Source organism: Neptunomonas sp., assembly GCF_041601355.1.
Taxonomy (GTDB): Bacteria; Pseudomonadota; Gammaproteobacteria; order Pseudomonadales; family Balneatricaceae; genus Neptunomonas.
Genome location: NZ_JBFIIH010000006.1, coordinates 1 through 25738 on the forward strand (window position 1 = coordinate 1; position 25738 = coordinate 25738).

At 47.8% G+C, this 25738-nt stretch carries 25 protein-coding genes; 10 read left to right on the forward strand and 15 right to left on the reverse strand.

From position 1 onward, the window contains the following. Positions 1-162 (reverse strand): pyrroline-5-carboxylate reductase family protein (locus tag ABY436_RS01780; RefSeq protein WP_372737372.1); only part of this gene is annotated, 162 nt, incomplete at its 3' end. 57 nt (positions 163-219) lie between these two features. Further along, positions 220-921: a YggS family pyridoxal phosphate-dependent enzyme gene (locus ABY436_RS01785; RefSeq protein ID WP_372737313.1), complete on the reverse strand. Its 702-nt coding sequence runs from the start codon at positions 919-921 to the stop codon at positions 220-222. Positions 922-1018: 97 nt separating this feature from the next. Between ABY436_RS01785 and ABY436_RS01790 the strand changes: the two genes are divergently transcribed. Both ABY436_RS01790 and ABY436_RS01795 read left to right on the forward strand, forming a co-directional pair. After that, positions 1019-2053 (forward strand): type IV pilus twitching motility protein PilT, encoded by a 1035-nt coding sequence (locus ABY436_RS01790; RefSeq protein WP_372737314.1) that lies wholly within the window; start codon positions 1019-1021, stop codon positions 2051-2053. A gap of 58 nt (positions 2054-2111) precedes the next feature. Next, positions 2112-3278 (forward strand): PilT/PilU family type 4a pilus ATPase, encoded by a 1167-nt coding sequence (locus tag ABY436_RS01795; RefSeq protein ID WP_372737315.1) that lies wholly within the window; start codon positions 2112-2114, stop codon positions 3276-3278. 83 nt (positions 3279-3361) lie between these two features. Here ABY436_RS01795 and ABY436_RS01800 read toward each other — a convergent pair whose 3' ends face one another. From ABY436_RS01800 to metK, 10 genes are all read right to left on the reverse strand, one after another. Further along, positions 3362-4633 (reverse strand): dihydroorotase, encoded by a 1272-nt coding sequence (locus tag ABY436_RS01800; protein WP_372737316.1) that lies wholly within the window; start codon positions 4631-4633, stop codon positions 3362-3364. Between the two features lies 1 nt (position 4634). Further along, entirely contained in the window at positions 4635-5636 is a 1002-nt protein-coding gene (locus ABY436_RS01805; RefSeq protein ID WP_372737317.1) for an aspartate carbamoyltransferase catalytic subunit, read from the reverse strand. 18 nt (positions 5637-5654) lie between these two features. After that, entirely contained in the window at positions 5655-6164 is a 510-nt protein-coding gene (pyrR, locus tag ABY436_RS01810; RefSeq protein ID WP_372737318.1) for a bifunctional pyr operon transcriptional regulator/uracil phosphoribosyltransferase PyrR, read from the reverse strand. Continuing rightward, positions 6139-6621 carry a Holliday junction resolvase RuvX gene (gene ruvX / locus ABY436_RS01815; RefSeq protein WP_372737319.1) on the reverse strand — a complete coding sequence of 161 codons (483 nt, stop codon included), beginning with the start codon at positions 6619-6621 and terminating at the stop codon, positions 6139-6141. Before ruvX ends, pyrR begins: the two co-directional genes overlap by 26 nt. A 12-nt stretch (positions 6622-6633) precedes the next feature. Next, a complete protein-coding gene (locus tag ABY436_RS01820) occupies positions 6634-7200 on the reverse strand; it encodes a YqgE/AlgH family protein (RefSeq protein WP_372737320.1) in 567 nt (188 codons plus the stop codon). A 39-nt stretch (positions 7201-7239) separates the two neighbouring features. Continuing rightward, the gene (locus ABY436_RS01825) at positions 7240-8199 is read right to left on the reverse strand and encodes a TonB family protein (protein ID WP_372737321.1); all 960 of its coding nucleotides are present in this window, start codon (positions 8197-8199) and stop codon (positions 7240-7242) included. After that, a complete protein-coding gene (gene gshB / locus ABY436_RS01830; protein ID WP_372737322.1) occupies positions 8199-9152 on the reverse strand; it encodes a glutathione synthase in 954 nt (317 codons plus the stop codon). Before gshB ends, ABY436_RS01825 begins: the two co-directional genes overlap by 1 nt. A 61-nt stretch (positions 9153-9213) precedes the next feature. Next, positions 9214-9942, reverse strand: coding sequence for a 16S rRNA (uracil(1498)-N(3))-methyltransferase (locus ABY436_RS01835; protein ID WP_372737323.1), 729 nt, complete (start codon positions 9940-9942; stop codon positions 9214-9216). 58 nt (positions 9943-10000) lie between these two features. Then, positions 10001-12121: an EAL domain-containing protein gene (locus ABY436_RS01840; RefSeq protein WP_372737324.1), complete on the reverse strand. Its 2121-nt coding sequence runs from the start codon at positions 12119-12121 to the stop codon at positions 10001-10003. Between the two features lie 199 nt (positions 12122-12320). Continuing rightward, positions 12321-13511, reverse strand: a complete 1191-nt coding sequence (gene metK / locus ABY436_RS01845) for a methionine adenosyltransferase (RefSeq protein ID WP_372737325.1) — start codon at positions 13509-13511, stop codon at positions 12321-12323. Positions 13512-13866: 355 nt separating this feature from the next. Here metK and tkt point away from each other — a divergent pair, with 355 nt between their 5' ends. The 7 genes from tkt (at position 13867) to ABY436_RS01880 (ending at position 21452) form a co-directional block, all read left to right on the forward strand. After that, complete coding sequence (gene tkt, locus ABY436_RS01850; protein WP_372737326.1) at positions 13867-15861, forward strand: transketolase; 1995 nt, start codon at positions 13867-13869, stop codon at positions 15859-15861. A gap of 61 nt (positions 15862-15922) precedes the next feature. Beyond that, positions 15923-16951, forward strand: coding sequence for a type I glyceraldehyde-3-phosphate dehydrogenase (locus ABY436_RS01855; RefSeq protein WP_372737327.1), 1029 nt, complete (start codon positions 15923-15925; stop codon positions 16949-16951). 107 nt (positions 16952-17058) lie between these two features. Then, entirely contained in the window at positions 17059-18225 is a 1167-nt protein-coding gene (locus ABY436_RS01860) for a phosphoglycerate kinase (protein ID WP_372737328.1), read from the forward strand. A 70-nt stretch (positions 18226-18295) separates the two neighbouring features. Further along, positions 18296-19360 carry a class II fructose-bisphosphate aldolase gene (gene fba / locus ABY436_RS01865; protein ID WP_372737329.1) on the forward strand — a complete coding sequence of 355 codons (1065 nt, stop codon included), beginning with the start codon at positions 18296-18298 and terminating at the stop codon, positions 19358-19360. 79 nt (positions 19361-19439) lie between these two features. Continuing rightward, complete coding sequence (locus ABY436_RS01870) at positions 19440-20057, forward strand: MarC family protein (protein ID WP_372737330.1); 618 nt, start codon at positions 19440-19442, stop codon at positions 20055-20057. Between the two features lie 104 nt (positions 20058-20161). Next, positions 20162-20584 carry a YidB family protein gene (locus ABY436_RS01875; protein WP_090723606.1) on the forward strand — a complete coding sequence of 141 codons (423 nt, stop codon included), beginning with the start codon at positions 20162-20164 and terminating at the stop codon, positions 20582-20584. A gap of 262 nt (positions 20585-20846) precedes the next feature. Continuing rightward, a complete protein-coding gene (locus ABY436_RS01880; RefSeq protein WP_372737331.1) occupies positions 20847-21452 on the forward strand; it encodes a YitT family protein in 606 nt (201 codons plus the stop codon). A gap of 64 nt (positions 21453-21516) precedes the next feature. Here ABY436_RS01880 and ABY436_RS01885 read toward each other — a convergent pair whose 3' ends face one another. The 3 genes from ABY436_RS01885 to ABY436_RS01895 all read right to left on the reverse strand — a co-directional run bounded on the left by ABY436_RS01885 (position 21517) and on the right by ABY436_RS01895 (position 24679). Next, positions 21517-21726 (reverse strand): cold-shock protein, encoded by a 210-nt coding sequence (locus ABY436_RS01885; protein ID WP_372737332.1) that lies wholly within the window; start codon positions 21724-21726, stop codon positions 21517-21519. A 254-nt stretch (positions 21727-21980) separates the two neighbouring features. Continuing rightward, entirely contained in the window at positions 21981-22826 is an 846-nt protein-coding gene (locus ABY436_RS01890; RefSeq protein ID WP_372737333.1) for an NAD-dependent protein deacetylase, read from the reverse strand. Next, complete coding sequence (locus tag ABY436_RS01895) at positions 22823-24679, reverse strand: cation:proton antiporter (protein ID WP_372737334.1); 1857 nt, start codon at positions 24677-24679, stop codon at positions 22823-22825. The genes ABY436_RS01890 and ABY436_RS01895 overlap by 4 nt, the downstream gene beginning before the upstream one ends. Before the next feature lie 253 nt (positions 24680-24932). Here ABY436_RS01895 and ABY436_RS01900 point away from each other — a divergent pair, with 253 nt between their 5' ends. Next, entirely contained in the window at positions 24933-25721 is a 789-nt protein-coding gene (locus ABY436_RS01900) for a putative hydro-lyase (protein ID WP_372737335.1), read from the forward strand. The last annotated feature ends 17 nt before the right edge of the window (positions 25722-25738 follow it).

Sequence of the window (25738 nt, forward strand, 5' to 3'; positions counted from 1 at the left end):
AGTGACAAATAATCCCTGTGATTTTAAATCCGCCAGTCGATCTATAGTCGGTGAGCTGGCGCGAATATTCGCAGCAGGAAAACCGTTGCTGATTAAACCGCCAATGATGGCCCGGGCCATATTTCCGGCACCGATAAAGGCAAGTGTAGGATGTTGATTCAAAATGGGTACCTGCTAGTCAATAATTCAGGGTGATAGAGTTGTCTGTCAAAGCGGCTGTTATGGGCTGCGCTTCACAACAGGGCGGGGGCCAAACAGAGCTGTACCGATGCGCACCATAGTAGCACCTTCCTGAATAGCAATCTGCATATCACCCGACATACCCATAGAGAGTGTATCCATCGTAGGGTGTTGTTTCTGTAAGCGCTTGAACAAGGAGTGCATCTCCTTTAGCGCTGTTCGCTGTTTGGTAACATCGTCAGTGGCCTCGGGTATCGCCATCAGCCCGCGTATCGTTATATGTGGCAGCCTTGCTATCTGCTTCAGCAGGCCTTCAGCCTCGCTGGGTAAGCATCCGGATTTGCTGGTTTCGCGGCTGATATTTATTTGTAAGCAGATGTTCAGGGGAGGCAGTGTCCGGGGTCTTTGTTCCGCTAGCCGTTGTGCGATTTTAAGACGATCAACGCTGTGTACCCAATCAAAATTTTCGGCAATGGCGCGGGTTTTATTGGATTGAATCGGGCCAATAAAATGCCAGTCGATCTGCAGATCTGCCAGTGCGGCTATCTTCTCAAGCGATTCCTGCAAATAATTTTCACCAAAGTGCCTTTGCCCTTCTTGATAGAGGATGCGTAATTCGTCAGCAGCGCGCGTTTTGCTGACGGCCAGTAAGGTAATCTCTTCCGGCTGACGGTTTGCGAGTTGAGCAGCCTGATTTATCAGCTGGCCAACATTTTTCAAGTTCTCTGCTATGCTGATCATATGATATTAACAGCTCTTTATGATAGTTCTTCAAATGTGAGGCGAGTGTCTATTTTGAAGTAACTGGTTAATTTTAGTAAGCCCTGAGTAGGACATTATGGATATTACAGAACTTCTTTCTTTTACCGTTCAGCAGGGTGCTTCCGACCTGCATATCACAGCAGGTATGCCGCCCGTGATTCGTGTCGATGGTGATGTCCGGCGTATCAAGCTGCCAGCGCTGGAGCAGAAGCAGGTGCAAACACTTATCTATGACATTATGAATGATAAAATACGCAAAGATTTCGAAGATAAATTTGAAGCGGATTTTTCGTTTGAAGTGCCGGGTCTCGCGCGTTTTCGTGTCAACGCTTTTAACCAGAACCGTGGTGCAGCCGCTGTTTTTCGTACTATTCCGAGCAAAGTGCTGACGATGGACGATCTGGGTATGGGCAAGGTTTTTCAGGATTTGTCGCTACAGGCCAGAGGTCTGGTATTAGTCACAGGGCCGACAGGTTCGGGTAAGAGTACCACGCTGGCGGCTATGGTCGATTATGTGAATGAAGTGCGTTCAGATCATATTTTAACTATTGAAGATCCGATAGAGTTTGTTCACGAAAGTAAAAAGTGTCTGGTTAACCAGCGTGAAGTTCATCGCGATACGCAGAGTTTTGCAAACGCATTACGTTCAGCATTGCGTGAAGATCCGGATGTAATTCTTGTCGGTGAGATGAGAGATCTGGAAACTATTCGTTTGGCGTTGACGGCGGCAGAAACAGGTCATCTGGTATTTGGTACCTTGCATACGACCTCTGCGGCTAAGACGATTGACCGTATTATTGATGTGTTTCCTGCGGCTGAAAAAGATATGGTTCGTTCGATGCTGTCTGAATCTTTGCAGGGCGTTATATCTCAGACATTACTGAAAAAAGTAAATGGCGGACGTGTCGCTGCACATGAAATTATGATGGGTACGCCTGCCATTCGAAACCTGATCCGCGAAGATAAAGTGGCGCAGATGTATTCGGCGATTCAGACAGGTGCCTCGCACGGTATGAAAACATTAGATCAGTCCCTGACAGAACTTGTTCAGAAGGGTCTGATATCAAGAGAAACAGCGCGTGGAAAAGCTAAAAACCCGCAAGGTTTCTGATACCGCGGTTTAAGGTTTGTTTACTGGCTATGGTTTGGTTTAAAAGGAGATTTACAGCGTGGAGTTTACTCAGCTTCTTAAGGTGATGATTGAGCGTGGGGCGTCAGACCTATTTGTATCGGCAGGTGCCAGACCTAGTATTAAGGTGGATGGAACGCTGAAACCTTTGACGAAAGATCCGCTTAAGCCATCTCAGGCGCGTTCGTTAGTTTATTCGACGATGACGGATAAGCAGATATCTGAATATGAAAGTACGCATGAATGTAATTTTGCCATCAGTGCGCCCGGACTGGGGCGCTTTCGTGTTAGTGCTTACTTTCAGCGTAACTCTCCGGGGATGGTGTTGCGACGCATTAATGCCACGATTCCGGGATTCGAGGAGCTTAATCTTCCGCCTGTCATGAAAGATCTTTCCATGTCTAAGCGCGGCTTGATTCTCTTTGTCGGGGGAACGTCAACCGGTAAGTCAACCTCATTGGCATCCATGATCGATTATCGCAACCGACATAGTCGTGGGCATATTATCACCATAGAAGATCCGATCGAGTATATTCATGAGCACAAAGAAAGCATCGTAACCCAGCGTGAGGTCGGAATAGATACCGACTCATTTGAAGTGGCGCTAAGAAATACGCTCAGGCAAGCCCCTGACGTTATTCTTATGGGGGAGATTCGTACACAGGAACTCATGAAATACGGTCTCGCTTTTGCTGAAACGGGTCACCTGTGTATGGCAACATTGCATGCCAATAATGCCAACCAGGCATTGGACAGAGTGGTTAGCTTTTTTCCGCCAGAGCATCATGATCAGCTCTGGATGGAGCTTTCACTGAACCTGAAGGCGATTGTTGCCCAGCAACTGCTACCTACCAAGGACGGCAAAGGCCGTCGTGCCGCGATTGAGGTGATGATTTGTACACCATTGATTCAGGACTTGATCCGTAAAGGAGATATTCATGAGATCAAGGAGGTGATGAAAAAGTCGACTAACCTTGGCATGCAGACATTTGATCAGGCGCTATTTGAGCTCTATAAAGAAGGTGCTATTAATTATGATACAGCGCTGGCGCATGCAGATTCTGCCAACGATCTTCGTCTGATGATAAAACTCAGTTCAGATACAAATCCGGATCTGAGTGCTCATGAAAGTAAGGACTCTTTATTCCTGCAGGAAGAAGAGGATTTTATGAATCTGTCGGGCGAGATGGAAATCGGAAAGATGTGAAGTCCGATAGAAATAAAAAAACCGTACTTTTTTCTATCTGGCAGATAAAAGTACGGTTTTTTATTGTTTTGAATATGTCTTGGTTATGCCTGAAAGACAGTTTTTCCGTTAATCAGCGTGTGAATCACTTTGCCTTGCAGCGGGACTCCCATAAAAGGTGAGTTTTTGCCGGCCGAAATACAGTTCTCGTCGGTGAGCTGCCATTGCGTTTCAGGATCAAAAATACAGATGTCGGCATCGCTGCCGATGCCTAAAGATCCCTTATTTATTTGCAGGATACTGGCAGGGGCCGAGGTGAGTTTTTCGATCAGCTCAGGCAGAGAGAGTAGCTGTTGTTTTACCAGCATCAGTCCTAAAGGCAGTAGAGTTTCCAGACCGGATATTCCGGGTTCTGTGGCTGCAAAGGGCGCTTGCTTGGCAGCAGGGTCGTGAGGTTGATGATCTGAACAGATGGCCTGAATACCATCGGTTACCAGCCCATGTAGCAAGCCGGCACGGTCGAGCTGGCTTCTTAGTGGCGGGATCACGTGGAACAGGCTATTAAAGCCGTTTACATTCACATCGGTCAGCAGCAGGTGGTGTATAGAAACATCTGCAGTGACTCTAAGGCCGAGTTTACGAGCGTCTGTTACCATTCGTACTGAGCGTTCAGCAGATAGCTGACCAAAGTGCGCACGTACACCCGTTTGCTCTACCAGCAGCAGGCAGCGGGCTACTTCAACTGTTTCGGCTGTCTCGGGAATGCCGGCCAGCCCAAGGCGGGTACAGGTTGTATCGTCATGCATGCATCCTTTGGCCGCAAGCTCATGATCCTGAGGCTGAAAAATAACCAGAAAGTCATGAGTCGCTGCATATTCAAGGCAGCGTAATAGTACCAGCGCGCTTGGGATGGCGTGCCGTGCGTTACTGAAGGCTACGCATCCTGAACTGCTGAGGGCATGCATCGGGGATAGCTGCTCGCCCTGTAAGCCTTGTGTCAGGGCTCCCATCGGAAGTACATGGGCCAGGCCTGTTGCTTCGGCCCGATCGATTATCAACTCCGCTACAGCCGGATTATCAACCACTGGCTTAGTGGTGGGGGGAGTTACCAGGGTGGTAATGCCACCCGCCACGGCGGCGGCTGTTTCACTGGCGATGGTGGCTTTTTGAGTGTAGCCGGGTTCTCTGACATGCGCACATAAGTCGATAAGCCCGGGGATTACGACTTTACCTGATGCATCAATGGATTGGCTAATGCTTTGGCCTTCGGGTGCTTGGCCGATGGCGGCTACCTTGCCATTCTTAATGTACAGGTCACAGATCTGATCCAGTTGGTTTTTTGGGTCAACAACACGTCCATTTTGTATTACAAGCATGCTACTGCGCCTCCGACTTCAGGTTTTTCTCAGTCATTTGTCCAGACATTGACATCGACATAACGGCCATTCTGACAGCGATGCCGTTAGTCACTTGATCAAGAATCAATGATTTTGGGCCATCAGCAACGGCGGATTCAATTTCCACTCCCCGGTTAATAGGTCCGGGATGCATGACGACCGCATCAGGTTTGGCATGTTGCAGTTTGTCGTTAGTCAGGCCAAAGAGCTTGTAGAATTCGGATTCGCTCGGTAATAAGGCGCTCTGCATACGTTCTTTTTGCAAACGCAGCATGATGACTACATCGGCATCTTTAAGGCCCGCTTGCATGTTGGTAAAGACTTTAACGCCAAGCGCTTCAATGTTTTTCGGTAGCAGGGTGGTGGGGGCGATAACACGTATTTCAGCGGCGCCTAAGGTGCGCAGGGCGTGAATTTGTGAGCGAGCCACCCGTGAGTGAAGAATGTCGCCTACTATCGCGACAATCAACGGAGAGAAGTCTCCCTTATGACGCTTGATGGTGAGCATATCTAACATGGCTTGTGTCGGGTGTGCATGGCGGCCATCACCGGCGTTAATAACAGCGACATTGGGTGTGACATGCTCAGCGATAAAGTGCGCTGCTCCGCTGTCTGAATGACGCACCACAAACATATCGGAGTGCATCGCTTCCAGTGTTTGTAAGGTGTCTTTCAGCGTCTCGCCTTTTGACGTCGACGATGTGCTGATATTCAGGTTAAGCACATCGGCGGATAAGCGCTTGGCTGCCAGCTCAAAGGTGCTGAGTGTGCGTGTGCTTGATTCGAAAAACAGATTCACAACAGTTTTGCCGCGTAGCAGCGGTACTTTTTTAACTTGTTGAGCGCTCATATCAGCGAATGAGTCTGCTGTTTCAATAATTTCTGTCAGTAGTGCTTTTGACAACCCTTCGGTGGTAATAAAGTGCTTAAGCTGGCCTTCGCTGTTTAGCTGAATGCTGTTAGGGTCTTGAATTTCAAACATGTTGTGCTCCAGCTTGGGTTAGTCTTTTTGACTGATCTCTAATTCCAGCGGATCAGGGCCGCTTAGTTTGACTTGCTGATTAGGGCTTAATGACATAGCGCTGCCATATACGTCAGCCTGAATAGGCAACTCCCGGCGTTGAAGGTCCAATAGCGTCACGAGTGTCACCGAGGAAGGACGTCCGTAATCGAACAGTTCGTTGAGTGCTGCGCGAATAGTACGCCCGCTCATAATAACGTCATCGACAAGAACGATATCACGCCCTTCAGTGGCGCAAGGGATCTGAGATGCCTGAACTTTGGGGTGAAGGCCAATTTGAGAAAAGTCATCGCGGTAAAAAGAGATATCCAGCGTGCCGATAGGACTTTCCAGTGCCAGAGCCGTATGTAAGCGTTCGGCAATCCAGATGCCGCCTGTACGGATGCCTATAATAAGAGGGTCATCTATCTGGCGGTGAATTAAAAGTGTTTTGAGCTCTGAAACCATGTTGTCGAGCAGAGACTCAACACTCAGTGTTCCCGTTACCATAAATATCCTCCAGTCGTGTGTGGCTTGGAATGCGTTGCGTGCTACTAAACCAGCTTTCCAGAATAATTTGTGCTGCGATACCATCGACCGATTCTTTACGGAAATTAGTACCGCCACCTTGTGCGAAGTGAATCTCTTTCGCTTCTGCTGTCGATAAGCGTTCGTCCATCAGGTAGCAGGGTCGTTGGTAGCGATCCTGAATACGGTTTGCAAAACGCCGGGCTCGTCGGGACATCTCGCTGATCGTGCCATCCATATTCAGAGGAATACCCACGACAAGTGTATCGGGTTGCCATTCCTTGATTGTCTTATCCAGCATGCCCCAGTCCGGAGTGCCGTCTTTTGCTGGCAGGGGGGGGAGTGCTAATGTGGTGAAGGTGATTGATTGGCCTGTGGCTATCCCGATACGACGGGTGCCAAAGTCGAAGGCGAGCACTTGCTGGCTGGATGCTGTCATAGTTGTCTGGATTCAGGCGCGCCCGGTATGGGTTGTTAATAAATTAAGATTAACCCCCAAGGTGGCAGCTGCTGCCTGTAGTCTCTCTTCGGCGGGTTTGTGAAACATTATATCTGAATTTGCCGGGCAGCTTAACCAGACATTGTCAGTTATTTCCTGTTCGAGTTGACCTGGTCCCCATCCGGTGTAACCGAGAGTGATTAGGGCTTCCGTGGATTCGCTTAGGGCGAGGGCTTCAAGAATATCAAATGAAGTCGTCAGAAACAGTTCATCGGTAACCGCGTGAGTTGAAAGCCAGGGATTACCTAAATACGATTTGTGCAGTACGAAGCCTCTGTCATTTTGTACCGGCCCTCCGGAATATACCGGGATAGATCGGGCAATATGGCTGGTAGGCAGATCAAGATGATTGAGCATCTTATCGAGATGGAAATTAAGTGGCCGGTTTAGCATCAAACCCATAGCGCCGTATTCACTATGGTCACAGATATAAATAATAGTTTGCGCAAACGTCTCGTCCTCAAGATGAGGCATGGAGATTAAAAAGTGATCGCGCAGACAGGTCTGAGTATTAAGCATGAGATAACCACATATAAAAGAAAAACGGACTACTAAGGTTTAGTACAGATGTGTGTTTTTCTCAAACTTCCAGCTACGAATGATCTCCAAAACATCGGTGCTTTTTCTCATTTCAACGCTGAAGGGTTGAAAAGGTGAAGCGAGCTTTACAATCCTGATGGCGGCATCATCGAGTGTTTTATTTCCGGATGATTGAGTTATTTCGACACTTTTCAGGCCACCATCCGGGTAGATGGCAACTAACACACGTAATGTGCCATAAATTTTCTGTCGCCGCGCTTCTTCCGGGTAATTCATGTTGCCAACCATCTCTATGCGTCGTCTCCAATTATCGAGATAGATGGCATCTTCGTGCATCGTCGTAGAAACTGAGGTTAACCTGCGGGTTTTTGGTCGCTGGGCAAACTGCTCTTGTTGCATTTTAATTTGAGCCTGGAGGTTGGCTATCTCCAGACTTTTTGCCAGTAAAGATGTGGAGTGGCCAGCTTTTGGCTGAGAGGGGGCCGATTCGGTTTTACGTGGCTTGGTTGAAACCTTTTCCTTTTTTTCGGCTGTCGTCGTAACGACTGCTCTTTTTGCGATATCTGTTTGGCTGGCCGCGCCTTTATCGGCCACCGGTTGCTTTTGAGCCTTGTTTGCAATCGGTGTGGGTTCTGGCTTGTTGGCCGGCTGAACGGGGGGCGCTGATTGGTTGCGGATCTTGTCATCCTGAAACGCAGAGCGCTCTGTTGTTGATGGCAGGCGTTTTTCTTCAACCGTACCACTGGCAAGTTGGTTTGCTTGCGCCAGGAAGTCGGTTTTTTCAGGGGGCTTTTCAACCGCGTATTGCGCCAGCGTAATTTCGAGTGTTTGTACTGGTGGTGCGGAGGGTGAACTGACGAAAGAGCTACCCAGAATAAATACAGCATGCAGAGCAACCGCCATAAACAGCGTAAAGCCCAACCGATCGGTTGCGCTGACAGTCGGGGGTGCTGATCTGTTCAGGGTAGCTCCAGACACTAGGTGTTATTCCGCTTCTCTTCAATGGCGTTCATTAATTGCATGCCGATATCCAGCCCAAATTGATTATCCAGTTCACGGATGCAGGTGGGGCTGGTGACGTTGATTTCGGTCAGGTAGTCACCAATAACATCTAAGCCGACAAATAACAGCCCCTTTTCTTTAAGTGTGGCACTTACTTGTTCGCAGATCCAGCGGTCACGATCTGTTAATTCCCGGCCTTCTCCACGTCCGCCTGCCGCCAGGTTGCCTCGCGTTTCTCCTGCCATAGGTACGCGTGCCAGCGCGTAAGGAACGGCTTCGCCATCGATCATCAGAATGCGTTTATCGCCATTAATAATTTCTGGCAGATACTTTTGCGCCATGATGGTTTGCTGGCCGTGTTCTGTCAGCGTTTCGATAATGACACCCAGATTGATACCATCTTCTTTGATTCTGAAGATTGACGCTCCACCCATACCATCAAGTGGCTTGAAAATAACGTCTTTATGCTCCGCATGGAATGCACGTAGCAATGCTTCATCTTGCGTTACTATGAGTGGAGGACAGCATTGCGGGAAATGAGTAGCGAAAAGCTTTTCGTTAAAATCGCGTAAGCTTTGTGTGCGGTTAACAATTAAGGTTCCTTCTGTTTCCGCCATGGCCAGAAGCTGTGTGCTGTAGAGGAACTCTTTATCAAACGGAGGATCTTTGCGCATTAAAATGACATCCAGAGATGAAAGATCTTCAATCTGGTATTCACCGCGTGTGAAAAATGCGTCCGGATCCATGGCCACGCTGAGGGGAGCCATTTTTGCGCGGGCTTTGCCTTCACTCAAAAACAGATGCTTCTGTTCCATGTACCAAAGCTCCCAGCCTTTCTGCTGAGCGGCCCAAAGCATGGCGAGAGAGCTATCTTTTTTGTAGTTAATCCCATCAATAGGGTCCATCACAATACCGATTTTCAATGACATTCTCTGCTATCCTCAGGTGAGCTTGATCGATGAGTTTACTCTAAATTTAGGCTTATCGGGGCTAGCTTAGATCGCCCCATAAATATTGTAGTACGGCTTGGGCGGCAACCGGCGCTGTTTCGGTACGCATGACCCGGGGCCCCAATGCAACGGGTTGAAAACCGGCTTCCAGTGCTGCGCTTACTTCTGTTTCGCTGAGCCCTCCTTCAGGGCCAATCAGTAAAGCGATAGAACCCGGTCGGGGAAAATCTCCCAGTGGCTGTTCTGTATGATGATGCAGTACCAGTTTCAGGTCTGCTTCAACATCGTTAAGCCATTCGTGCAAAGGTTGGATGGGTTCGATACGCGGAAGTTCATTTCTCAGCGATTGTTCACACGCGCTGATCGCAATTTGCTGCCAATGTTGAGTACGTTTATCGCGCCGTTCATTATTTAAACGGACTTCACAGCGTTCGGTAAACAGCGGTGTCATGCATGACATCCCCAGCTCAGTCGCTTTCTGGATGGCGTAATCCATTCTCTCGCCGCGTGAGATGGCTTGGCCGATATGTATTCTTAAGGAGCTGGATCTGGAAAGTGGTATTTGAGTGATGACATCCACATCAACATGTCTTTTATCGACTCTGGCAAGTGTGCATAAGAACTCGCTCCCTTGTCCGTTAAAGAGAGTTATTTGATCGCCGGCCTTCATGCGTAATACGCGGGACACATGCTGTGTTGCTGCTTCGCTTAATGTGTGTGTTTCGCCGATGGATAAATCAGAAGGTTCATAAAATCGAGGTATACGCATGCCACTCATACTCAGATCGACAATAAAAGGGCATATTATGCCATTCTTTTAGCGTGATTCAGTCTACTTCAATAATAAGATTTTGATTTTCCAGTAACTGTATCAGTTTTTCTTTCTTCAGCGGCTTGCTGAGTAAAAATCCCTGCGCAATATCACAGTTCATGGCACGTAAGATATTCAGCTGCTCCGGCGTTTCGACACCTTCGGCAACCACCTTAACGTCAAGTCCTTGTGCCATGAGAATAATAGCTTCTATGATCTTTTTATCACTTTGATTATTTTCCAGGTCTTGAATAAATGAACGATCAATTTTGATTTTATTGATCTGCAGGTTTCTTATCCTGCTTAAAGAGGAGTAACCCGTGCCAAAATCATCAATGGAGATACTAATGCCCATCTCCTGAATCGTCTGGATTTTTTCCTGTAATGTTTCTATCGAAGCAATCAGAACGCCTTCTGTCAGTTCCAGCTCCAGCGCCGTTAAGGGGAAGCCATATTCAGCCGTGGCTTCTTGTATCAACTGGTTTAAATCACTGCGCATGAAGGTCAATCCGGAGAGGTTGACGGCTAGCTGTGGAACTTCGATGTTGGCTTCTCTCCATTCATTGATCTGTTTTGCGGCGGCTTTTAAGACCCAGTTATCCAGTCGGGTAACGAGTCCGCTTTGTTCGGCAAATACCACGAAAGTGGCCGGAGATATAAAGCCGCGTTCCGGATGCTCCCAGCGTAAAAGTACTTCAGCCGAGATGATTTTATTGGTATGTAAGTCATGCAGTGGCTGAAAGACAAGGTAAAACTGGTCCTCCTCTAAGGCTTGCTGAATATCTTTCCACAATATCAGGCGTTCATCCAGAGCAAAGGTTTTCAACTGGTCGAAGAACATATAATCCAGCTCGAGGCGCCGTGCCTCGCTTAGGGCTTCCTCTGCATGGCCGAATAGCTGTAGCTCCTGAGTGCCGTCAACAGGTGCGATACTGACACCCACGCGGGATTGAAATGATAACTGCTGGCCCTCAATTTGAGCAGGTTGCATGATGGCGGTCTGAATGGCGTTGATGAGAATATTGATCTCACGGGTATCTGAGAGTTCAGGACGTATCAGCATGATAGTATCATCACTATAGCGTGCCAGCAGGTCGTTCACCCCGAGTGTTTTTTTAATACGGTCACAGATATCGATAAGTATCAGGTTGCAGTAATCGGAACCCCAGCGTGACAGTATGTCGCGTAGTAAAGGTAGTTTGATCGCTAATACGGCACTTCGCTCACCTGATGGAAGGCTTGCCAGAATAAGGTTTAGCTCATTTTCCAGGGCTTTCCGGGAGAGTAGTTGGGTTACAGGGTCGTATTTGGCCAGATGTTTTTCCTGCAGGCTGGTTTGCTTAAGGTTTTTGTTTTCAATGGTTTGTTGGCGAAAATGCACCAGTGCTTTTGCAATGCTGCCGATCTCATCTTGCCGCTCGGCATCCGTGATCTCTTCGGTCAGATGTCCTGATGTCAGTTGTTCAATTTGCGTGACCAGTCGTGCTGTGGGTGCTGTGATACTGTTGGCAATACGGCTGGCTATCAGGTAAGTGAGTAAGCCAAAAAAAGTAGCCAGTAAGGTAAAGGTGATGCTGTGAGTGACGTACAGCTGTTGTATCTCTTCCAGGTGAATACCCGAACCTATGATCAGATCTGTGCCTGGGATGAGCTTCGCGTAGCTGAGCTTTTCTGAGGGTTCAGCCCCTTCTTTTTTGGGCCAATAATAGGTCCAGTACAATTCACCTTGTTGAATAATACCCTGGCGTATCGGTTGCATTATGTCGTTGTTGTTTTGATCTTTCAGGTGGCGGGTATCCTGGCCGTCAATGCTGGATAAAACCGGGTGCGCTATGTTCATGCCCGCCAAATCATATGCAAACAGGTAGTTATTCTCGCCATAACGCAGTGTCTGCACCAGTTGCCTGATGTGACTGATTTTTTCTTCATCGGAGAGGGTGTGGTTGTCGGAGGATAAAATCGGTTTTAATTGACTCGCGGCGCTATCAACAACGCTTTTAATGATAGTTTTTTGCGATTCGATCAGATCATCATGTGCAAATTTTAAAGAGATCAGATAGATCGCTGTAATGCTTAGCATCACCAGAGAAACCAGAATAAACAGTTTCCAGCGGATGCTGATATTTTTAAAGTGCATTGACTCTCCGGACACCCATGTTTGCTTATTATTTTTCTACAGGTAAGAAGTTATGTGTTTCGTTAACTAAAAGAGTCTTGGTCAGAAATGTATAAAACGCCAGTTTTAAAGGCTTGTTCTATAATTAAAATATAAGAAAAGCATAAGAAAGTGATAAAAAAAGGCACAAAAAGTGCCTTTTAGAAAAAGTGCAGAATGTTTAGATCCCGGCGTCCGCTTTTAATGCTTCAATTTTATCGGTGCGTTCCCATGTGAAAGCCGTAAAGGTATCGTCATTCACTGTCATCTCAACAGGGCTACGGCCAAAGTGTCCATAAGCTGCTGTCGCACGGTACATAGGGTGCAGCAGATCCAGCATGCGAGTAATCGCGTGTGGGCGCAAATCAAAATGACGATTGATCAGTGCAATGATTTTCTCATCAGATATTTTGCCTGTACCGAATGTGTTGATCGATACTGAAGTCGGTTCAGCAACACCGATGGCGTAAGAAACCTGAATTTCACAACGATCAACAAGTCCGGCGGCGACCAGGTTTTTGGCAACATAACGACCCGCGTAGGCAGCAGAACGGTCAACTTTAGATGGGTCTTTACCCGAAAATGCCCCACCACCGTGACGCGCCATACCGCCGTAGGTATCTACGATGATCTTACGGCCAGTCAGACCACAGTCTCCTACTGGCCCTCCGGTAACGAATGAGCCCGTAGGGTTGATATGAAATTTAGTTTCTTTGGTGAGCCATTCTGCCGGTAACACATGCTTGATGATCAATTCCATTACCGCTTCGCGCAAATCGGCTTGCGATACATCAGGGTTGTGTTGCGTCGACAGAACGATGGCGTCGATGCCTGATGGCTTTCCGTCGGCATAACGGAAGGTGACCTGTGATTTTGCATCCGGACGTAACCATGGCAATAAGCCGGATTTGCGGACTTCTGCCTGACGCTCGACTAAACGATGAGAATAAGTAATCGGCGCGGGCATTAGTACGTCGGTTTCATTCGATGCGTAACCAAACATCAGGCCCTGGTCGCCCGCTCCCTGGTCTTCAGGTTTAGCGCGATCGACGCCCTGAGCAATTTCATGTGCTTGCTTACCGATAATGTTGATAACACCGCATGTCGCACCATCATAACCGACATCAGATGATGTGTAGCCGATATCACAGATAACATTACGCACGATATCTTCAAGATCTACCCATGCTGAGGTAGTTATTTCGCCGGAAACAATTGCGACACCCGTTTTAACCATGGTTTCGCAGGCAACACGCGCATATTTATCTTCACTGATAATGGCGTCAAGAACGGCGTCTGAAATCTGGTCAGCTATTTTGTCTGGGTGACCTTCAGACACGGATTCGGAAGTAAATAGGCTATATTCGCTCATCGCGTGTTTGTATCCTCAATTAAAGCTATTAAACAGAACTGTCTGCGAGCACTTTTTTTGGTTGAGCTACTTTAGCAGCGTTGTTCTTAGTAGAATCACGAGAGGCAGAGAAGGTGTAATAGAGTCTCTGTACATCTGTGATTGTAAAAGCAGGGCGTATTTTAGCTGTCTTGAACCGGTAATGCATGATTTTAGCGTCGGTTTTGCATGAAAATTTCATGAATTAACATGAAATTCCTTCAGTTTTCGTCGAAATCAGGTTTTAGCGTTGAAGCGAAGACGTATCTGCGCGAAAATTGCGGCCTGTTTTTATACTTCGCTTCACTAAATTGGGAAAATCCCAGGAGTTGATTGAATGTCCTCTCGCAGAGAACTGGCCAACGCTATTCGCGCATTAAGTATGGATGCTGTTCAAAAAGCAAAGTCGGGCCACCCTGGTGCACCAATGGGCATGGCAGATATTGCAGAAGTGCTCTGGAACGATTTCATGCAGCACAATCCATCTAACCCGCAATGGTTTGATCGTGATCGTTTCGTATTATCTAACGGCCATGGGTCAATGCTGATTTACTCTCTGTTGCACCTGACCGGTTACGATGTCTCAATTGACGATATTAAAAACTTCCGTCAATTGCATTCTAAAACGGCAGGGCATCCGGAATACGGTTACTGCCCCGGAGTAGAAACTACTACCGGCCCGTTAGGGCAGGGCATATCAAATGCTGTAGGTTTTGCGACCGCTGAGAAAATCCTGGCTGAACAGTTTAACCGCGACGGTCACGAAATCATTGATCATAACACCTATGTTTTCCTCGGTGATGGTTGCATGATGGAAGGTATTTCTCATGAAGCTTGCTCGCTTGCCGGTACGTTAGGTCTGGGTAAGTTAATCGCTTTCTGGGATGACAACGGTATTTCTATCGACGGTGAAGTTGAAGGCTGGTACACCGACGATAACGTCAAGCGCTTTGAAGCTTACGGGTGGCAGGTCATTCCGGGTGTCGATGGGCATAATGCAGATCAGATTCGTGATGCGATTGTCAGCGCTAAAGAAACCACTGACCGCCCAACGCTGATCTGCTGTAAAACCACTATTGGTTTTGGTTCGCCGAATAAAGAAGGTAAAGAAGACTGCCACGGTGCACCATTAGGTGAGGATGAAATTGCGCTGACGCGTAAACGTCTGAACTGGCCTTATGCCGCGTTTGACGTTCCGGAAGACCTGTATGCAGACTGGAATGCCAAAGATGCCGGTTGTCGTGCAGAAAATGACTGGAACTCGCGCTTCGCTGCTTACCGCAGCGCTTTCCCTGAATTAGCTGACGATTTATTGCGCCGTATTTCTGGCGACTTGCCAGCCGATTTTTCTGAAAAAGCAGATGCTTGGATTGCAGAAATCGCCGCTAAAGGTGAAACCATCGCCTCACGTAAGGCTTCACAAAATGCACTGAATGCTTATGGCCCACTTTTGCCGGAGCTTTTAGGTGGATCTGCTGACCTGGCTGGTTCTAACCTGACAATCTGGTCGGGCGCCAAAGGCATAAGTAAAGATGATGCTTCTGGTAACTACCTTTATTACGGCGTGCGTGAATTCGGTATGTCTGCAATGATGAATGGTCTGGCGTTGCACGGTGGTTTTATTCCATACGGTGCGACCTTCCTGGTATTCATGGAATATGCACGTAATGCATTGCGTATGGCTGCACTGATGAAGCAGCGCGTTATCCATGTATACACACATGATTCGATCGGTCTGGGTGAAGATGGCCCGACTCACCAGCCTGTTGAACAGGTCTCTAACCTGCGTCATACACCTAATATGAGCTGCTGGCGTCCAGGAGACGCGGTTGAATCAGCGGTAGCCTGGAAAGCGGCGCTAGAGCGTACAGATGGCCCGACAGCGATGGTGTTCTCGCGTCAGAACCTGCCACACCAAGAGCGTACTCCCGAACAGATTGCCAACATTTCACGCGGTGGTTACATCCTGCGTGATACGGATGGCAAGCCTGATGCTATCTTGATTGCCACGGGTTCTGAAGTGGGATTAGCGATGGATGCTGCTGAAGTTTTGGCTGCACAAGGCAAGAAGGTACGTGTCGTCTCTATGCCGGAAACTGGCGTGTTTGATCGTCAGGATGCTGCCTATCGTGAAGCCGTTCTGCCGGCGGCAGTCACGGCGCGCGTCGCTGTTGAGGCGCTACAGGCTGACTTCTGGTACAAGTATGTTGGTTTGAATGGCTCCATTGTTGGTATGACCACCTTTGGTGAGTCTGCGCCGGCGGGTGACCTGTTTAAACATTTCGGCTTTACTGTTGATAATGTTGTAGCAACGGTTAAATCGGTACTGTAAATCGATTCTAAGCCGGACATGTGTCCGGCTTCGTTCTTTATTTGAGTGTAAAGCGAGTTAGATGAGCTTTCGAATTGCGATTAATGGCTATGGTCGGATTGGTCAATGCGTGTTGCGGGCAATCTATGAAAATGGATTGCAGCAGCAGTTGCAGGTGGTTGCATTAAATGAGCTGTCTGATATTGAAACGGTCACGTATCTGACCCGCTATGATACGACGCATGGTCGTTTCCCGATTCCGGTTGAGCACGATGGTGAATGTCTGCTGATTGGTGATGATCGTATTCAGGTAATTAATCAGGCAGATCCCTCTTTGCTTCCCTGGGAAAAGATGGGCATTGATCTGGTTATAGAGTGCTCAGGATCGTTTAGTGATAGGGAAACAGCTGAAAAGCACCTGAAATCGGGGGCAAAAAAATTACTTTTCTCTCAACCGGCCATGGCGGATGTTGATGCAACAATTGTCTATGGGCTGAATCATCAGCTACTGACGGCGGGTATGACAGTAGTGTCAGCAGCATCCTGCACGACTAACTGTGTGATTCCCGTGTTGGAGTTGCTGAATCGCGAACTGGGTATCGTCTCTGGTGTGACGACGACGATCCATTCAGCGATGAATGATCAGCCGGTGATTGATAGTTATCATCAGACTGACTTGCGTCTGACAAGAAGCGCGATGCAATCGATTATTCCGGTAGATACCGGTTTAAGTCGCGGTATTGATCGTTTGCTGCCTGCATTAGCCGGACGCTTTGAGTGTTTGCACCTGCGCGTGCCGACGATCAATGTGTCTGTGATGGATATGAGTATTAATGTCTCGAAGCAAACCAGCGCCGAAGAGGTTAATCAGATATTCAAAAATGCAGCGGCTCAAGGTTTGAAAGGCTTGTTAGGCTATACCGAAGAGCCACATGCATCGGTCGACTTTAACCGCGACCCACGTTCATCCATTGTTGATGGCACACAAACCCGTGTGAGCGGCGGCACACTGATTAAATTGCTCTGCTGGTTTGATAACGAGTGGGGTTTTGCGAATCGCATGCTGGACATCTCCCGGGACTGGTTAAATCAGCCTGAAGCCGATTCGTAATAAAGGTATAACATTAAGTCTAAAGTGCTTAATTACTATTGAGACCTGTGCAAGGGCCTCAATTCTTAAGATGAATAGCCACTATTACTACTGAATAGGACACGCCCATGAGTGTATTGAAGATGACAGATCTGGATCTGAGCGGAAAGCGCATACTGATCCGTGAAGATCTCAATGTTCCTGTTAAGGATGGACAAGTAACCTCTGATGCCCGAATCCGTGCGGCATTGCCAACCATTGAGTTGGCATTGAAAGCCGGCGCTAAAGTAATGGTGATGTCTCATCTGGGACGTCCGACTGAAGGCGAGTATGCAGAAGAATTTTCGTTGGCGCCGGTTGCTGCGCATCTGAGCACATTATTGTCACGCCCTGTACCGTTAATTAAAGACTGGCTGGAGGGTGGTTTTGAAGTGGCTGCCGGCGAGCTGGTGTTGCTGGAGAACGTCCGGTTTAATCTGGGTGAGAAAAAAGATAACGAAGCCTTGTCACAAAAAATGGCGGCATTATGTGATATCTATGTCATGGATGCTTTTGGCACGGCGCATCGGGCGCAGGCGTCGACACATGGTGTGGCACGCTTCGCTGATGTTGCTTGCGCAGGTCCGTTGTTGGCGAATGAACTGGCTGCTTTAGGTAAGGCCCTTAAGCAGCCCGCGGCTCCTTTGGTCGCTATTGTCGGTGGTTCTAAAGTATCGACAAAGCTGGAAGTGCTGAATTCGCTTTCTGATAAGGTCGATCAGTTAATTGTGGGTGGTGGTATTGCCAACACTTTCCTGGCAGCCGCAGGTAAGCCTGTAGGTAAGTCATTGTGTGAACATGACCTGATACCGGTAGCTCAGGCATTGATGAAAAAAGTAAACATCCCATTGCCTGTCGATGTTGTCGTGGCTACTGAATTTTCTGAGACGGCGACAGCGACGGTCAAATCCGTTGACGATGTAGCCGATGACGAGATGATTTTGGATATCGGCCCTGTCTCTGCCGCCGCGCTGGCCAGCGTGTTGAAAGGTGCTGGCACGATTATTTGGAATGGTCCGGTGGGCGTGTTTGAGTTCGATCAGTTTGGTGCTGGTACTAAAACATTATCACTAGCGATTGCTGAAAGCGCCGGATTCTCTATCGCCGGCGGCGGTGATACGCTGGCGGCTGTGGATAAATATGAGATTGCTGATAAAGTATCCTATATCTCAACTGGTGGTGGTGCTTTCCTCGAGTTTGTTGAAGGTAAGGTGCTGCCAGCCGTCGCTATGTTAGAAGCACGTGCCAGGCAGTAAGGCGCTTTGCTTATTTTGTATGTTTTATATAGCTAAGCTGAAAATAATTTAAAGTAATAGGTGAAACACAATGGCTTTAATATCAATGCGTCAGCTGTTGGACCACGCTGCCGAAAATGGCTACGGCATCCCAGCGTATAACGTAAACAACCTGGAACAGATGCGTGCCATTATGGAAGCGGCTGACAAAACCAACTCTCCGGTGATTGTGCAGGCTTCTGCGGGCGCGCGTAAATATGCAGGTTCTAATTTCCTGCGTCACATGATTCTGGCTGCTATCGCTGAGTTCCCTCACATCCCGGTGTGTATGCACCAGGATCACGGTACCTCTCCTGCTATTTGTCAACGCTCCATTGCGATGGGCTTTTCCTCTGTTATGATGGATGGCTCGTTGATGACTGATGGGAAAACCCCATCCAGCTATGAGTATAATGTTGATGTAACACGTCGCACTGTTGAGATGGCTCACGCCTGTGGTGTGTCTGTGGAAGGTGAACTGGGTTGCTTGGGGTCTTTGGAAACCGGGCAGGCTGGTGAAGAAGACGGCGTCGGCGCTGAAGGCACTTTATCACACGATCAGATGTTGACTGATCCTGACGAAGCGGCTGATTTTGTGCGTAAAACTAATGTGGATGCACTCGCTATCGCTTGTGGTACATCTCACGGTGCTTACAAATTTACGCGTCCACCGACGGACGATATTCTGGCGATTGATCGTATTAAAGCGATTCATCAGCGTATCCCTGGTACCCACTTGGTTATGCACGGCTCCTCTTCAGTACCTCAGGAGTGGTTGGCAGTGATTAATCAGTTTGGTGGAGAGATCCCGGAAACTTATGGCGTTCCGGTTGAACAGATTGTCGAAGGTATTAAACACGGCGTACGGAAAATCAATATTGATACGGATTTGCGTTTGGCATCTACCGGTGCGATTCGTCGTTTCCTCGCTGAAAATCCAGCCGAATTTGATCCTCGTAAATACCTGCAGAAAACTATCGATGCGATGAGCGGTATCTGTATTGCTCGTTATGAAGCATTTGGTGCGGCGGGTCAGGCATCTAAAATCAATGCGATTTCGCTGGAAAATATGGCTGAGGCCTATGCGGCTGGTAAGCTGGATGCAAAAATCGTTTAAAGCGATGCGTCTGAAAAAAGCCGTCTTTTGAGGCGGCTTTTTTGTTGATGATGATCACCCCTTTTGAGATGGCTCTACTATGACTCTGATTCTTTCTACCTGGGTTAAATTTGCTTTTCTGTTCGCTCCCTTTTTTGTGGTATCCATGTTTTTGGCTCTGACGCGAACAGACTCGTTGGCCGTAAGACGTTCGACGGCCAATCGTGCGGTATTTGCAGCTTTGTGTATCAGTCTGGTGCTTTTCTTTTTCGGCTCTCCTCTATTTGCTTTATTGGGTATAACGCTGGATTCATTTCGTATCGGTGCAGGTATTCTGCTGTTTCTTTCTGCCATTAGTCTGGTAAGAGACGGTGTCAGAGCGAATGCTGAGGTGCCTTCTGAGCAGCGTGATGATGTGTCGGTTGTTCCCTTGGCGATTCCCACAATTGTAGGCCCGGCCACCATCGGTACTATTTTGGTGTATGGCGCGGAATTGCACGGATTAGATATGGCCTACGGTTTGATCGGTTTGGTATTGGCATTATTCAGTTTGCTGGTGTGCCTGCATCTTTCTGCCTGGATGGAGAGAATTCTGGGAAAAACAGGGTTGAATGTTTTAAGTAAAGTGACCGGTTTGATTCTGGCGGCAATGGCTTCGCAGATTGTATTAACCGGTGTGCATGGCTTTATGCAGTCGGCGGGTGCTTATCAGAATTAACATGCGATTCATGTTGAAGGGCGTAGCGTGTTGGTGATTATGTAAGATATCTGAACATTTTAGATACGCACATCTCCTATATCAAAACAAAAGGGACTAAACCGATGGATTTACTAAAAGTGGCAACCGATCTGTTTTTGAGCAAGCTGGGATCATCAGCCGGTGGGATCAATTCTGAGCAGGTGTCGAGCGCTCTGGGGTCGCTATTAGGCGGCGCAGATGGCCAGATTGATCTGAGTGATCTGATTTCAAAATTCAGTGGTGGTGGATTAGCTTCGTTGGCTCAATCATGGTTGGGTGATGGCGAAAACAGCAGCTTATCAGTGGATCAGGTGCTTGCTATGCTGGGGCAGTCGGAAGTGCAGGAGTTTTCAGCTTCACTGGGTCTGGAAGAACAACAGGCAAGCAGTGCGTTGTCAGATATGATTCCGGAATTGATTGATAATAACAGCTCAGCCGGTGGTTTGTTGGAAGCCGTTGGCGGGGTTAGTGGTTTGGCAGGTCTGGCGTCTAAGTTTTTCCGCTGATCTGGATTGACGATAGTAAAGTAGCTCTGTGTTTAAAAAGTGCATCATTTTTTGTCGTTTTCAAACGTGAAATATCAGGTTTGGTTTTAAATGGTGCACTTTTTCTTAATTTTACTCATAATACGCGTCCTTTAACTGGCATAGCTTCTGCATAGATCCTATAGCCGTTACTGGCACCGCGCCTGTGTTTTCCACAAGAAATTATCAGGTTGTTCTTTTCAGGTCTCTGGTCAAAAGCCGGAGCCGATGTTAGGGGTGTATTATGCATACAACGCATCGTTGGTTATCTATTCTTGAGGGATGTCTCCTGGTTGCATTAGGGATACATATACTTAACTCAGCCCGGTTGTTGATCAGTGGAACGGCTGGAATTGGGATGATATTGCAAAGTTTTAGCGATTTATCATTCGGGCAACTATTCTTTATTCTTAATCTGCCATTCTACTTTTTAGCGTTACGCTATATGGGGTGGAGTTTTGCTTTTCGAACCTTTTGCAGTATTTCTTTATTATCTTTATTAACGGAACTAATGCATCGATATCTGCACATCGAGGTTGAACCGCTGTTCGCTGCCGTGTTGGGGGGGATGTTGATTGGTTTCGGACTCATCATTCTTTTTCGTCATAACGCATCACTGGGTGGGTTAAATATACTGGCGATGTATTTGGAGCGTCGCTTTGCGATCCATCCCGGAAAAACAACCATGCTTGGGGATGTGTTGATTATTGTTGTCGCATTAACCTTATTTGAGTTTCAGCAGGTTTCGTTTTCTTTTATTGCCTTTGCCGTCATGAGCTCGGTTGTGGGTCGCTACCACAAGCCACCGGAATGGGCCAAAACAGCTGAGATGAAGGCCGCCAGCGCATAAAACAGCAAAAAAAAGCAGGCTCATATCAGCCTGCTTTCTATTTTTGGCAGACAAAAAATTCACCTTACAGCGGCGTTACCTGATCTGCCTGAGGGCCTTTCTGCCCCTGGACTTCTACGAAGCTGACAGCCTGCCCTTCGGTTAGGGTGCGACGGCCTTCACCGATAATTGAACGGAAATGAACAAATAGATCCGAGCCGCTTTCGCGCTCAATGAACCCAAAGCCTTTTTCATCGTTGAACCACTTGACGGTTCCGGTTTGTGTATCTGACACGGTATAAGTACTCTTTTTTAAATTTCGGAATATCTCTCAGTTACACAACTGAGATAACAGTAAATCAGAGTATTAACTAGGACAGGCAGCCCCAATCTTTTAATCCTGACTTATCTAAATTCTAGCGCTTCCATGACGACGATGTAAATATTGAAATGGGCTATTCGGGCGAATCTTGTATATCAATCAGTCTTATAAAGGAGAGTGTTTGTTATAGTATGGCGTTGATAATGTCAAATGTGAGTTTCGATGATTTACTTTATCTGTTCCAGCGTGTTTTTAATCGATGCATCTATTTTTAGCGTTAGCAGTTGATCAGCGCGTGTTTTCCCCAGAGTCAGTGCGCTAATGGGTATGCCCCACTCATGCGCACGTTTGCAAAAACGAAAGCCGGAATAGACCATTAATGACGAGCCGATGACAAGCAATGCATCGGCTTGCTGAAGCTGGCTAAGCGAGCGTTCAACCTGTTCGCGAGGTACATTATCCCCAAAAAAAACCACATCGGGCTTGAGTGTGCCATTGCATATCGGGCAGGTGCTGACGTTAAATAGAGAGAAATCTATATTCTCCAGGTCTGCATCTCCATCCGGTGCGGCCGTTGCCTGGAAATGCTTAAAGTCCTCATTCTCCTCCAGCATCCAGAAATGGACCTGATCCCGGCTGTATTGCGCTGTACATTCTGTGCATAGAACACGGTCAGAACGGCCATGCAGGTCGATAATATTCTGATGCCCGGCTTGTTGATGTAAACCATCAACGTTTTGTGTAATCAGAAGCGGGATATGGCCTGCACGCTCCATTTCAGCGAGCTTCAGGTGTGCTGTATTAGGTTTGGCGTCGCGCATCATTGGCCAGCCAATTAAACTTCGGGCCCAGAAACGTTGGCGTGTTTCCAGGCTCTGCATGAAATCGTGATGTTGCACCGGTTGTTTGCGTTTCCATTGTGCGTGGCGATCCCGGTAATCGGGAATCCCAGAATCAGTGCTGATGCCTGCACCTGTTAATACGACTAAACGTGGATGTGTATCGATAAAGCCCTGAAGGGCTTCTGCCGCATCAGAGCAGGATGAGGGAGCGCTGCATAAAATAGTGCTCATATCGACGCTCTGTTTTCAGAAGTAAGCAGCGCTTGATGGCTCTCCTCTTTCACGACATGCGCTAGAGTATCGATTGACAGGAGTGTCCAGCCTTCTTTAGCCACCAGTGTGCTGTTGGGGGAAAAGAAACGCAGTCGACCATCCGGGGTAATCGCCATGAGTAAGGATCGTGAAGTGCTGTGTTCGGCTTCCCAGCGTGGCAATGGGTAGTCGCTGCTTAATTTGGTCGCTTTTATACGGGCCCCCTGTGTTAGCAGGCTGTATATTTCTTTAAATGAAAAACTATCCTGCCCCAGAATATTCCCTTGATGCTCACTGGCGACCGCTTTTCTGGATGCCAGTGAGGTGCTTTTATCTGTTTTGATGGTATAGATAAAGCGTGTTTCAAACTCGCTGCGAAAGTGCAGGCAGGTCAGAGTATTAATTTCATGTTGTGGGGTTGCCGCCAGAAGTTGCCCGTAGCCCCCTAGTTCGAGCTTTTCTGAGACGCTTGTTGATAGCGGGTTGCCATGCAATGTTGTAAAACCGGACATCCGGGCTTCGCTGATATTTTCCCAGCTGGGGTCGATTAATAAAGTCGGGATATCTTGCTGTTTCAGTGCCTCAGCTATGGCACGGGCGACCTTATTAGCGCCAATGATGACCAGTCCTTTTGATTCAGGTTCGGTGACGCCCAGCTTCTGTGCCACAAAGCCTGCCGTAGCACTTTGGAAGACAACGGTGCCGATAATCACAGAAAAGGTCAGAGTGGTGAGAACATCAGCATTTGCGTAGCCACTTTCTTCTAAACGCAGTGCAAAGAACACAGATACTGCTGCTGCCACAATGCCACGTGGGCCGACCCAGGCGATCAGTCCTTTCTCTTGCCAGCTAAGGTCGCTGCCGATGCTGCATAAACCGACTGATATGGGACGAACTACAAACTGAATGATGGCGAGCAGGGCCAAAGCCGGCAAGCCTAATGAGATCAGACTTTCCAGATTGAGACGTGCTGCCAGCAGAATAAATAAGCCGGAAATCAGCAGGATGGTCAGGTTTTCTTTAAAGGTTAGTATCTCATCGATATGTATGCCTTTGGCATTGGCAAGCCAGATACCCATGACAGTAACCGCTAATAACCCTGACTCATGTGCCAGATGGTTAGACAGAGTAAATGTTGCTAACACTAATGCGAGAGAGCCAAACGCATGCAGATATTCAGGTAACCAGTGATGGCGGATAACATAAGCTAATAGAAATGCTGCCAGTGCGCCTAAGCCTGCACCAACCAGAATAATTTCGCCGAATAGCAGTAGCGTATGTGAGATTAATCCGCTGGCTTGTTGTCTGGATATTATCCACTCGAAAACCAGTACTGCCATCAACGCGCCGATGGGGTCAATTATGATCCCTTCCCAGCGAAGCACATTTGATATGCGGCTGGTCGCACGTAATGTACGTAACATGGGAACCACCACTGTAGGGCCTGTGACCACCACTAATGCGCCAAAGAGCGCGGCCAGTTCAGCGGATAGTCCAATGACCCAGTAGGAAGCAAGAGCGATTAGCGCCCATGTGATGAGCGCTCCCCAGGTAACGAGCCGCCGAACGACTTTGCTGACATCGCGAACCTGATCAAAGTGCAGTGTCAGGCTACCTTCAAATAGAATAATTGCGATGGATAACGACACGAAAGGGAACAGTAAGTCGCCAAAGAGAGCGTCCGGATCGAGTGTGTTGCTAACGGGGCCAAGTAAAATACCCGTTAATAACAGAAACAGGATTGCGGGTAACTTCAACCGCCATGCCAGCCATTGGCAGGCGATGCTGCTCAACGCAATAAGTGCCAGTAAAGAGGTATCTGAAAGTAGCATTGATAGATCCGTTGTCAGTTAAGCCATGAGTTTGCTACTTTACTTGCTTCGTAGTGAAAAGCCAGTCATCACAGTGCTGATGCTCTGTATACTAATCAGTTGTTGTGTTGGATGTCTGTGGATATCGGGTTTTTTTGATAAAATAAATTTATCAGCTGTAGTAATTATTTTTCATTAGACAATAGACCACTTAACAGAGCAAGCTATGATGATGGATCAATTGTTTAAATAGTACACAAACTTGAGGCACGCTATGGACGTTAATATCTCCCCTTACGATCTTCGCCAGTTAATTCGTAGCGGTGAATTTGCAGGTAATACATCAGGTTATTCAAAAGGCTTTGTGCAAGGCAATCTGGCGATTATGCCAAAGGAGTGGGCGAATGAGTTTTTGCAGTTTTGCCAGCTGAATCCAAAGCCTTGTCCTGTTATCGGTATGTCGGCTAACCCCGGCGATTTCCTGTTGCCGGATTTGGGTAAGGATCTTGATATCCGTTGCGATATCCCGCGTTACCGTATTTATGAAAACGGAATGCTGACTCAGGAAGTAACGGATGTTCGCCCATTCTGGCGTGATGATCTTGTCACCTTCCTGTTGGGTTGTTCTTTTTCCTTTGAAGAAGCGTTGATTGCCGATGGGCTTGAGGTGCGCAATATCACCGAAGGTGTCAATGTGCCGATGTATCGCACCAATATTGCTTGTCGTCCTGCCGGGCGTTTTAGCGGTACTACTGTTGTCAGTATGCGCCCGATGAAACCGAAAGATGCAATACGCGCTATCCAGATCTGTACACGATTTCCTTCTGTGCATGGCGCACCCCTGCATTTCGGTAACCCGGAAGATATCGGTATCAGTAATATTAACCAGCCTGATTTCGGTGATGCTGTTACCATTAAAGAGGGCGAAGTGCCGGTATTCTGGGCATGTGGTGTCACACCGCAGGTGGCTATTGAACAAGCACGTCCGCCTTTCTGTATCACGCATAGCCCTGGTCACATGTTGGTGACGGATATCCCCAACAGCCATCTGGCTATCATGTAAGCGTAACCAGGAGAGAT